Genomic DNA, 10,965 nt, shown 5'->3' with positions numbered 1-10,965 from the left:
AAGTGGGTAATGGGTAATGGGTAATGGGTAATGGGTAATGGGTAATGGGTAATGGGTAATGGGTAATGGGTAATTACAAATTACGAATTACGAATGGGTAATGGGTTTTGGGTTTTGGGGATTTATTCGTCAATTAATTAACTCTTAACACTGATAACTGATGACTGATGACTGATAACTGATAACTGATTTATGGTTGAACTTCTATGGGATTAGTAGAATCAGTTGCGGGTTCAGTTATTTCAGGTGGCTGGAGAAGTAAACGTTGTTTTTCACGAAATTGAGCCGCTGCATCTTGAATATTTTGGCGTTGTTGATTGCCTACCGCTTCATAATCAATATTAAATCCCCCTAACCGGGAATTATGAATAATATCTAACATCGTTTTCCCACTATTTTCACCACTGAGGGGGTCGGGGTTATCAGAACGTTGAAACTCTTGTAAAGGGTTGACGGAAGTGGATTGGGCGAAACTGGCAGAAGTTAATCCCAAAACTCCAATTACGGCGGTCACGGCAGTTAATGAGAAAACCCCCAAAGCCGATTTTAAGGCTTTAAATTCCATGATTACAACCTCACGATTTCAAAAATAACTATAAAAACTTAGATTCATACATTGTAGCTATTTTTCTGAAAATTAGAAAAAGATATTCCCCCCTAAGATTGTTTAATCTTCCAAAAGTTGGGGGGACTAATAGGCAGAAAAATTTTGTACACCGATGGGTCGGTTTAAGCAAAACGACGCTTTAATAAGGGCTGAATCGAAAGTAAAGCCACGGTAGCAAACCCGATTAATACTAATAACGCACCGCCAAAAGTAACCGTAGCAAAGGGGGCTTCCATGACCACGCTATTAAAGGCCCAATCTTGATTTAAGTATAGATAACGAATGGGTTCAATCGCATAACTTAGGGGATTCAGACAAACCACCACCTGTAACCAATGGGGCATAAAAGATAAAGGAGCCAGGGCGGTACTGGCAAATAAAAGGGGTAAATTCGTTACAAAAATTACCGCAATTAATTCAATATGACCGGGTAAGGCAAACGCTAATCCCAGACTTAACCCCGTTACCCCCAAAACCAAGAGAAACACAATTAGGGTAATGATACTTAATCCGGCAATTCCGGGTAATCCCGCGCCTAAAATGGCTCCGGCGGCAATAATAACCGAGGTTTGAATTAAACTCAACGTAACGATATAAATTGCCGAAGCTAAAACAATCGAAAATCGAGAGACTAAAGGGGCAACTAATAACCGATTTAGAAAGCCAAATTCTCGGTCAAACATAATCGGTAATCCCGCATTCAAAGCCCCGGCAAAGGCAGTAAAAACAATGACTCCCGCCCCTAAAAATTGAGCATAATTAAGAGTTCCGCCAAATAATCCTTTAGGGGCATTTTGAAATAAAGCTCCAAATAAAACCAACCACATTAACGGTTGAATAATCCCCGCAATTAAGGTGGAAGGACGGCGTTGTAATTGAATAAATAACCGACGGGTTAAGGCAATAGTTTCTTGCAGAAATTCCCCCACTAAATTCGGTTGCTGATCAACCGTTTGATTCGGGGTTAAAATTTTAACAGATGTTGTTGAACTACTCATGATTATTAAGGTTTTGGCAATTAACGATGTCGATCAGAGCTTGTTTGATTAGATTGTACAAAAAATTACCGAAATCTTACTAAGAGCGCATACTTTTCTTTTTCTCAGCTTTCAAATCTCGATTACTAGAAGCCGCTATTTCAGCATCTAGTAAGGTTCGACCCGTGGCGGCTAAATAAACATCATCTAAACTGGGGCGAGATTGGGCAATCCCAAAGGTGGGTAAACCTGCATCTTTTAACGCCTGTTGAATTGTAAATAAAGCATCACTTTGAGTTTGAACTACTAAATTTAAAGAATTGCCTTGAGCCGGATTAATAATAATCTCCTGTACAAAAGGTAAGGGTTGTAATAAAGATTTAGCTTTTTCGGCTTCTGCAACTGGGGAAAATTCTCTAATTCTGAGGGTAATGCGATCGCCTCCGAGTTGATCTTTCAAAGCCGAAGGAGTACCCAAGGCAATCACTAATCCTTGATCAATAATTGCTACCCGGTCAGCTAAAGCATCCACTTCTTCTAAATAGTGGCTTGTAATTAAAATTGTTGTGCCATTTTCCCGTAATTGACGGAGAAAATTCCAGACCACCACCCGAGTTTCAATATCTAAACCAACAGTAGGTTCATCTAATACTAATAAATCCGGTTGATGGAGTAAACCCGAAGCTAAATCTAAGCGCTTACGAATCCCCCCGGAATAGGTTCCGGTTTTTTGATCTAACCAATCTTGTAATCCTAATAAATCCGTAACTTGATGAATGCGTTCGGCAATATTAGCGCGAGGGATATGATAGAGAGCCGCTTGTAATTGTAATAACTCTCGCCCGGTTAAGACCTTATCTAAAGCGACCTCCTGGGCCACATAACCGAGGCGTTGACGAACAAGACGGGGTTGATCGACCACAGAAATACCAGAAACCTCCAAACGCCCAGCATCGGGGGTAATTAAGGTACACAAAGCCCGTAGGGTTGTGGTTTTTCCGGCTCCATTTGGCCCAAGTAAACCAAAGATTTCCCCAGGTTGGACATCAAAAGAGACATCTTTAACGGCGCACGCGCTGCCATAGGATTTTTTTAGATTTTGAATCAGAACAGCAGGAATCATAGTCAACGCTTAAATAATCAATTAGCTTAACACTTCTCAACAATTTCCTACTATGGCTTTTCTGTGGTTTTTCCCGCCTTAGCTGCTGATTATTGAGGCTGTGACCAGGCTTTATGGGAGAGGAGGGCTTCGATGACCCTAACGCCTCGTAATTGATTAGAGAGGGGAAGATGACCTTTCGGGGCGGTTAAGTCCCAGGTAAATCCTTGGGGGTAGCGTGTCCAATTGCGACCTTCACGCCAGCCAATTTTAGGCCATAATTTATCCCAATTTTTATTAACACCCAACCAAAGTTCTCGCTGGACAGAATAGCCAAATTTACCCTCGGAATGGATACGCCAAAGGGTGTCAATCGTTTTTAAATCCGCAATGGGGAAGCGTTCAATTTCGGAAAAATACAGCCATTTTCGTTGTACCGCAGAACTTCCGGCTAATTCACAAAGTTTTTGGACGCTTAACTTATCCGCTTCTAAAAAGTCTTGTTGGGCGAGTAAGGTTTGTAGGGGGATATAATCTATTCCGGTATCGGATTTTAAGGGAACAATTCCCGTCGGAAAATGGGTTTTCAAAAAAGTACCAACTTTTTCATCGGTGGGATGAGCCTGATATAAAATTTGATAAACCTTACCGCTAATTAAACTAGGGGGATTAGATTGTTGTTTTAATAAAAATTCCATTAACACCTGCCAAACCGTTTCCCCACCTTGGGTTAATGTTTCTAATAGTTGGAATTGAGCCTTTTCCGAGGCACCAAAAAGCCCAGAGCGCAATTCATCGGCACTCATGGCAGGGTTTTGTTGGGGGGAAGTGGTCAGGTCAGTCATAGGGGGCGTGGCATTGGGTAATTGAGAATCGGTATGGAATTCTTAACCTTGACTATTGTACAAGTACCCGGCAATAGTTAACCGTTGAGAATCCGTTGAATCAGGGCGCTGGTGGAGGAGGGGACTTCGATATGAATGAAGGCAACTTGACCCCCGTATGCTTGCACAATCGGGGCTTCTGGTAAGGTTTCTAGGGTGTAATCACCGCCTTTGACATAAATATCGGGCTTCAGGGTTTGGATCAGATGATCGGCGGTGGTTTGGGAAAAAATAACTACCCCATCAATGGGCTTGAGACTGGCTAGGACTTCAGCCCGTTGTGCTTCTGGGACGATGGGGCGCTGGGGATGTCCAGGTTTTTGCGGTTTAATCGTTTGGACGGATAAATCGCTATTTAATCCGACAACGAGTGATCGCCCTAATGCTTTAGCCGCTTGTAAATAGCGAACATGACCCGCATGAATTAAATCAAAACAGCCATTGGTAAAAACCAGGGGACGCCATCGTTGAGGATTCAAGGTGATGTCTTCTTGTAATTCGGTTAAGGTGTAAAGATAAGCAGTCATTCCAGTTGATGGGGGAGGGGGAATTTACTCAAGTCAGTCTATCCAGAGGTCTGAACCGATTAGAATTGTAACGTTTGTTGATCTTTGTCTCGAACATTTCCGAGCCAGCCCTACAAACTTAGGGTTAGGGAAAATATCAACAAGCGCAAATCGAGATCATAACTTAGTTTACGGATCATTCAATGAAAGCTACTTCTAGCCGTCAATTTTCTACCGCAACCTCTCTCATTCTGAAACTGGTTGGAGTTATTTTAATTTTTTCGTCCCTAGTGGATTTTCTGGTACTTTTGATTCCACCCAATTTTCTCAATCGAGGGTGGCAAATTAGTATTGCCAGTGATTTAGTAGATCGAGGTATTGTCCCGATGGTGGGCATGGCCTTAGTTTTTATCGCTTTTTGGATGGATGCTGCCACCGAAGGCAATATCAAGCCGGCTAAACCCTTTGCGAGTTTAAGATTTTGGGTGTCATTGCTGGCGAGTTTATTCGGGTTATTGTATCTTTTACTATTTCCTTTGCATCTAAATAATACCCGTTTAGCTAGAGCCGAAGCCCTCGCAGAAATTAATCAACAAGCGACTCAAGCTCAAACCCAACTGGAAAACCAAATCGGGAGTACGCAATTTCAGCAGCAAATTCAGCAACGAAAAACTCAGCTTAAAGATCAATTTGCGGGGTTATCACAAAATCCTGAAGCCCTGAATCAAGCCCTTGCTAACCCCAATCTTCCGCCGGAAGTTAGACAAATCTTAGAACAGTCTAAATCTAATCCCAAGGCGGTTGAGGACTTTTTGAATCAACAGGCGGATAATTTACCCACACAATTGTTAGGTCAAATTCGCGATCGCAAACAAGAACTAGAAACCCAAGCCAAAACTCAATCCTTAAAATCGAGTTTGAGAACAGGAATTAGTAGTTTATTGTTAGCCATTGGTTATATTACTTTGGGTTGGACAGGACTCAAAGGTTTGGGAATTTTACGCGGTGGAAATCGGCGCAAAACACCAACAGCTTAACAGTTATCAGTCATCAGTTATCAGTTATTAGTGTAAGAGTCATCAGTTATCAGTGGCAGAAATAAAATCAAGATTTTATTAATCCTATTCCCTATTCCCTATTCCCTATTCCCTGTTCCCTGTTCCCTATTATCATTTTTCATGTTTTCAATTTATATTCTCACCGCCAACGAAGAAATTGATATTGCGGATTGTATTAAGTCGGCATCGTTATCAGATGACGTGATTGTGGTGGATTCCTTTAGTCAAGATCGCACCATTGAAATTGCCCAACAGTATCCGGTTCGGGTGTTACAACATGGTTTTGAAAGTCATGGAAAACAGCGCACCTGGATGTTAAGGGAAATTCCGACTAAACACGATTGGGTCTACATTTTAGAAGCCGATGAACGGATGACTCCCGAGTTATTTGCAGAATGTTTAGAGGCGATTCAAAGTCAGGAATATATTGGATATTATGTCGCTGAACGGGTGATATTTTTAGGGAATTGGATTCGACGTAGTACCCAATATCCCCGGTATCAAATGCGTTTGTTTCGCAAGGATAAAGTCTGGTTTACCGATTATGGTCATACGGAACGGGAAGTTTGTGATGGCCCGACCGGATTTATTCGAGAAACCTATCCCCATTACACCTGTAGTAAAGGGTTATCCCGTTGGATTGACAAACACAATCGTTACTCAACGGATGAAGCAGTAGAAACCCTGCGACAGTTACAGACGGGAACCGTGAATTGGAAGGATTTATTATTAGGAAGTTCGGAAGTTGAACGACGACGAGCCTTAAAAGATTTATCCTTACGTTTACCGTTTAGACCTTTGATTCGGTTTGTTTATATGTACTTTTTTTTAGGGGGAATTTTAGATGGTCGTTCGGGATTTTCTTGGTGTGTTTTACAGGCATTTTATGAATATTTGATCCTGCTGAAAGTTTGGGAGGTTAAAAATTCTCCTCAACTGTATAATCTGGTTTTAGAGACTTCAGAAAAATCCGAGTCCCAGAAAGTTATCTCCAATCTGGGAACATCAGACTCTTAGTTTTTTATTTCATGCTTCAGGGTGCTTTTATTTCAGGAACTTACTAGAGCTTTCATTTCGGATTCTCCAGCTTTTTTCAATAATCGAGTCAGTTGGATATTGCACAGAATAGTGATTAAAACTTGACCCATAAAACTGCTCAGAATTGTGGAAAATGGGGCGGAAGAAATTGAGATATATGGGATGACAGATACCACAAAAACGGCATAATATTCAGGTTTAGACGAAAACACCACAGTTATAAATAATAGGGGAATAATCATCACGCCTAATACCGCGCCCGTTGCCCATAAAGTTCGTTTTGGGGTTTTCATCATTGCCATTAATTGAGCAATACTGGCACAAAGCAGCATAAAACTACAATGTAAAGCAACCGCTAACAACATTTGGCCTTTGTCCGAAGCGGGAACCACAACAAAAATTGTGACTATCCAAATTGTAGAAGCAATCAAAAGATTAATCAAAATTGCCACAATTGCCGGACTTTTTTCACCCCAAATTAAATCTTTTGCTAAATTCGTCCACCAATGTTTTTTTCGTTCCATGCGATACCGTACCCAATCCTGTAGGGTTTGGCGTTGTGGGGATAGGGCTGAGATTAAAGCCAAAATCAGGAAAATATTACCAATGAAAATAGTCCCATAATAACCATTTTTTAGTTCAAATTTAGAGAGAGAAAACCCTAGATTCATCAGCGTAAAGTTCAGGGTTAATAGATAACTCTGTTGTTTACTTAAACTCGGAAGATTAGGATGCTGATAGTTCCGTTTTAAGGCTTGCCAAATCCAATAGGTTAAAAACCCATAATTGAGTAAGGCTAATGCTAGGAGGGAAATTCCATTGGCTCCTACATTCAATCCAAACCATTTTAATTTAATAATATTGTCATGACCAAGAAGATAAAAATAATCAGAGTCATGATTTCCTGTCTCATCAATTAGATAGCGAATCAGACACAGGGGAGAAAATAGATTCAGCCAATCCCAACCTTCGGAGATAATGGGTTTACTATTAGCTGTAGATAGAAAAATTAAGGTTATTCCACTCCCAATCCAAGATTGTAAGCCATGTAACCAGGTGCTAGTTGTCACTCCTACTAACAATGCTAAACTATAGAAAAATGCACAACTGGCTGCGGTTAAACCGTAGAAACTACAAATTTCTAGCAGGGAAATATGAGCAGAAATTCCCGCCCATAAATGAAAAGGCATTGCCAGGAAAATTCCGAGATATAATAAACTAGGTACGCCCAATAATTTGCCGATTAAAATACTTTGAGAAGATTGGGGACTTAATCGAATAAAGTTGAGGGTTCCTCGCCGTTCTTCGGTAGCTAAATCATTAATTAGCATATAGGTTCCCAGCACAATTAAGCCGAAAATGGCGATCAAACTAATCCAAATAAAAATGTTTGCCCAGTAGTCCATAAACCAACGGTTAAAATCAATTAAATCCTGGGGACAGACCGCATTTCTGATTTTGTCAAGTTCTCGAAGTTGTTGTTCTAAATCGGGATATTTACCCGGATTACCCTGAGCATTAATTTTGTCATAAATTTGCCAATATTTTGTTTGAGATGTATTAAAAAATTGGTTTTGAGAGGGGCAATATTTATGACCTAAGTTAATATCTTTTGTCGATGGAAATTTATCCAAGGTACTTAAAAATATAATCAGTTGGGTGAGGATAGAAAGTCCGATCACCACCAAAATATTGCGAATTTGAAATCGACCTTTTAATTCTCTAACCAGTTGGGGATTCCACCCATTAAATTTAGGTAAAGACAGACGGTTCATAACTCTTATTCCTGCATAAAGTTGAACGGTTTATGGCTTTTAAGAGACTTGTTTGTGTCCGAGTTTTAAGAAAATAGATTCTAAGTTTTCTTGAACTCGATTAAATTCACTTAAGGGAACTTCCGCAGAAATGAGCGATCGCAATAGGGTTGCGGCATCTTTCTCTGTTCCTGAAAATTGAACTTTTACCTGTTGTTTTCCGGGCAAAACTTCCCAACTCTCCACCGCCGGATGATTTTTTAATTCCCCGATCAGTATATCCATTTTACCCAAGGTCGAAATAAAAAGATGCTGCAAACTCAAACGTTTATACAAGTCTTGTATTGATGCACTTTCGACCAGATACCCCAATTCCATAATCCCAATATAACTACAAAAATCCTCCAAGTCACTTAATACATGGGAAGAAATCACAATGGTCATTCCCGCTTCATGTAAACTTTTAATAATCTCTCGAAATTGCATCCGGGCAATCGGATCTAAACCAGATACTGGTTCATCAAGAAAGAGTAATAAAGGTTCATGAATAATAGTGCGTCCTAAACTCAATCGTTGTTTCATCCCCCGGGAAAGGGTGGAAATTAAACGATCGCGTTTTTGGCTTAACTGCACGATTTCCAAAACCTCATAGATTCGTTGAGTCCGTCGAGGTTCACGCAGATAATATAACCGACCAAAGTAATCTAAATAATCCCAAACCGTCAAATCATCATAGAGGGGAAAATCATCGGGTAAATACCCTAAACGTTGTTTGATTTTGGGGTTAGTATGATCCCGGGATACGACTTCTCCATTGATATAAATTTCCCCTTTTGTGGGTTCTTCTATGGTGGCTAACATCCGCAATAATGTAGTTTTTCCGGCTCCATTTGGCCCGATTAATCCATAGACTTCTCCCATGGGAATTTGTAAATCTAAATCATTAACCGCCAGATGGCGCTCAAATCGTTTTGTTAGTCCCCGGGTTTGAATTGCAAGTTCTTTCGCCATAGCAATATCAGAAGAATTGAGTTTGAAGTTTTAACTTAGATTCCCTCTACAACCTACGTTAACCGATTTACGGAATGTAGAGACGAGCCACGGCGCGTCTCTCTCTAATCTACATTTTTACGCAAGAAAAGGCTATATTTTGTCAAGAGATTGCTTATTGAACCTGAGCACCATGGGAGCGGGGATCACTGCTGCTAGGGTTATCAATATTTAGGGGAGAATTAAATGCAGAAACTTGACCACTGGCTTGAGTATAGGGAAGGGGATTTTCTGCAATTAATGCCTCTAAATTGGCTTCTAAAATCGGGCGAGGAATTTCACCGATAGTTTGGGCAATTGTTTCGGCTTTTTGATTCAAATAAACGAAATGAGGAATGCCATCAACTCGATATTTCAAAAGTTCGGGTAGCCATTTACTATTATCGACATTTAACATGACAAAATTGAGTTGTTCAGAATATTTATGTTTGATTTCGCTTAATTCCGGCGCCATGGTTTGGCAACTGGTACACCAATTTGCATAAAATTCCATGAGGGTCGGTTTACCATTATTTAAGGCAGTATCCAGGGGAATTGATTCTTCTACGAGTTGAGGGAGGGAAGTGGAAGTGGCTTCGCTACGAATTCCTAAGAAAACCGAGAGACTCAGAATGATCGCCGCGATGATAATTAACAAGTTTCTGATTCGTTTGGCTAAATCAGAAGGTTCAGTTGAGGGGGTTGAATGTATGGGGTTTTTGTTCATGTTGATATTGTCAAAGATGATCATTATTATTGATGATTTTAGTTTAACAAAATTTTTAACAAAATTGATTAACGTTCTTCTGAAAAATGTTGTAAAATAGAGAGGTGAATCCTATTTATCACAAATTTTAAGGGATAATCCAGGAATATGATTAGATAAGACAGGAATAAAATTTAGGATTAAGCCCATGAAAAAACGAGTGACTTTGACTTTTCCCAAACGTTCTATTCAGATGCCAATTACCTATCGATTGGCTAAGGATTTTAATGTAGCTGCTAATATTATTCGCGCCCAAGTTGCTCCGAATCAAGTCGGAAAATTAGTGGTAGAATTATCGGGAGATATTGATGAACTAGAAGCGGCTATTGAGTGGATGCAAACTCAAAATATTGGAGTTTCTCTAATCGGACGAGAAATTTTAATTGATGAACAAAGTTGTGTTGATTGTGGACTCTGTACTGGAGTTTGTCCGACGGAAGCGTTAACATTAAATCCAGAAACCTTTTATTTGACATTTACTCGCTCACGATGTATTGTGTGTGAACAATGTATTCCTACCTGTCCCCTTCAGGCAATTTCTACTAATCTTTAAAGGGGTAATTCAACCTAAAAATTTATTATTTTATTCTGCTATTATAATGAAATTAGAACATCAATTGACACTAATTACTTGGTTCTCCTTTGGATTACTTTTAGTTACTTGTCTGAATTTTGGTTGGTTTTTATTTGAATCGAGTTGGTATTCTTTAGTTTCTGGTCTATTCCTAGGGTTAATTTGGTTAATTGATTTATTCTTTACCCTGCCATTAAATCAACTAAATACATTTGTTTTAAATAAAAGTAGAACGGACTGGGGAACATTTTTAATGATTGTGTTCCTGTCAATTTTAAGTGTGTTTATGCTGATCTGGATTAAGGTTTCTATTAATATTTTATTGATGGTTTCAGCCACTGCTTTAGCTCGATTAGAGTTGCAAACTGCCCGGTTTAAAGATGGACAGTCTTTTATTATTTTATCGATATTATCTACCCTGGGTTTAATCTTAGGCTGGGGATTAAATCATTATTTTTCCTTTGGACATTTAGAATCACAATTTTGTTTACCCTTTCATTTAGGATGTATTCCTATTCCTTATCATGGAAAAATTCCACTCCCTGAAAATTAAATATCAGGAATTATCAATTACGAATTACGAATTACGAATTACGAATGGGTAATGGGTAATGGGTAATGGGTAATGGGTAATGGGTAATACTTCGACTTCGCTCAGTAACAGGGTAAT

At 39.6% G+C, this 10,965-nt stretch carries 12 protein-coding genes; 4 read left to right on the top strand and 8 right to left on the bottom strand.

Going from position 1 to position 10,965, the window contains the following annotated elements:
• Positions 1-190 precede the first annotated feature (190 nt).
• The 5 genes from PL9631_RS02255 to rfaE2 form a co-directional block, all read right to left on the bottom strand.
• Positions 191-565: a hypothetical protein gene (locus PL9631_RS02255; protein WP_083616574.1), complete on the bottom strand. Its 375-nt coding sequence runs from the start codon at positions 563-565 to the stop codon at positions 191-193.
• 164 nt (positions 566-729) lie between these two features.
• Positions 730-1,605 carry an ABC transporter permease gene (locus PL9631_RS02250; RefSeq protein WP_083616572.1) on the bottom strand — a complete coding sequence of 292 codons (876 nt, stop codon included), beginning with the start codon at positions 1,603-1,605 and terminating at the stop codon, positions 730-732.
• Between the two features lie 79 nt (positions 1,606-1,684).
• Positions 1,685-2,707: an ABC transporter ATP-binding protein gene (locus PL9631_RS02245; RefSeq protein ID WP_083616570.1), complete on the bottom strand. Its 1,023-nt coding sequence runs from the start codon at positions 2,705-2,707 to the stop codon at positions 1,685-1,687.
• Positions 2,708-2,796: 89 nt separating this feature from the next.
• Positions 2,797-3,531 (bottom strand): GUN4 domain-containing protein, encoded by a 735-nt coding sequence (locus PL9631_RS02240; protein ID WP_083616568.1) that lies wholly within the window; start codon positions 3,529-3,531, stop codon positions 2,797-2,799.
• 77 nt (positions 3,532-3,608) lie between these two features.
• Complete coding sequence (gene rfaE2, locus PL9631_RS02235) at positions 3,609-4,097, bottom strand: D-glycero-beta-D-manno-heptose 1-phosphate adenylyltransferase (RefSeq protein WP_083616566.1); 489 nt, start codon at positions 4,095-4,097, stop codon at positions 3,609-3,611.
• A gap of 182 nt (positions 4,098-4,279) precedes the next feature.
• Here rfaE2 and hpsJ-B point away from each other — a divergent pair, with 182 nt between their 5' ends.
• Entirely contained in the window at positions 4,280-5,113 is an 834-nt protein-coding gene (hpsJ-B, locus tag PL9631_RS02230; protein WP_083616564.1) for a hormogonium polysaccharide biosynthesis protein HpsJ, read from the top strand.
• Between the two features lie 141 nt (positions 5,114-5,254).
• Entirely contained in the window at positions 5,255-6,151 is an 897-nt protein-coding gene (locus PL9631_RS02225) for a glycosyltransferase family 2 protein (protein WP_083616562.1), read from the top strand.
• Between the two features lie 32 nt (positions 6,152-6,183).
• Here the strand turns inward: PL9631_RS02225 and PL9631_RS02220 are convergent, their stop codons facing one another.
• The 3 genes from PL9631_RS02220 to PL9631_RS02210 all read right to left on the bottom strand — a co-directional run bounded on the left by PL9631_RS02220 (position 6,184) and on the right by PL9631_RS02210 (position 9,682).
• Complete coding sequence (locus tag PL9631_RS02220) at positions 6,184-7,947, bottom strand: hypothetical protein (RefSeq protein WP_083616560.1); 1,764 nt, start codon at positions 7,945-7,947, stop codon at positions 6,184-6,186.
• A 39-nt stretch (positions 7,948-7,986) separates the two neighbouring features.
• Positions 7,987-8,937 carry an ABC transporter ATP-binding protein gene (locus tag PL9631_RS02215; RefSeq protein WP_083616558.1) on the bottom strand — a complete coding sequence of 317 codons (951 nt, stop codon included), beginning with the start codon at positions 8,935-8,937 and terminating at the stop codon, positions 7,987-7,989.
• Between the two features lie 154 nt (positions 8,938-9,091).
• Positions 9,092-9,682: a thioredoxin family protein gene (locus PL9631_RS02210; protein ID WP_083616556.1), complete on the bottom strand. Its 591-nt coding sequence runs from the start codon at positions 9,680-9,682 to the stop codon at positions 9,092-9,094.
• A gap of 187 nt (positions 9,683-9,869) precedes the next feature.
• Between PL9631_RS02210 and PL9631_RS02205 the strand changes: the two genes are divergently transcribed.
• Together PL9631_RS02205 and PL9631_RS02200 are read left to right on the top strand one after the other, a co-directional pair.
• Complete coding sequence (locus tag PL9631_RS02205) at positions 9,870-10,274, top strand: NIL domain-containing protein (RefSeq protein ID WP_083616554.1); 405 nt, start codon at positions 9,870-9,872, stop codon at positions 10,272-10,274.
• A 64-nt stretch (positions 10,275-10,338) separates the two neighbouring features.
• On the top strand, positions 10,339-10,848 hold the full coding sequence (locus PL9631_RS02200) for a hypothetical protein (RefSeq protein WP_156090414.1): 510 nt from the start codon (positions 10,339-10,341) through the stop codon (positions 10,846-10,848).
• Positions 10,849-10,965 lie beyond the last annotated feature (117 nt).

The sequence above is a fragment of the Planktothrix paucivesiculata PCC 9631 genome (genome assembly GCF_900009265.2).
Taxonomy (GTDB): Bacteria; Cyanobacteriota; Cyanobacteriia; order Cyanobacteriales; family Microcoleaceae; genus Planktothrix; species Planktothrix paucivesiculata.
This window is presented reverse-complemented; position numbering and strand designations above follow the sequence as displayed.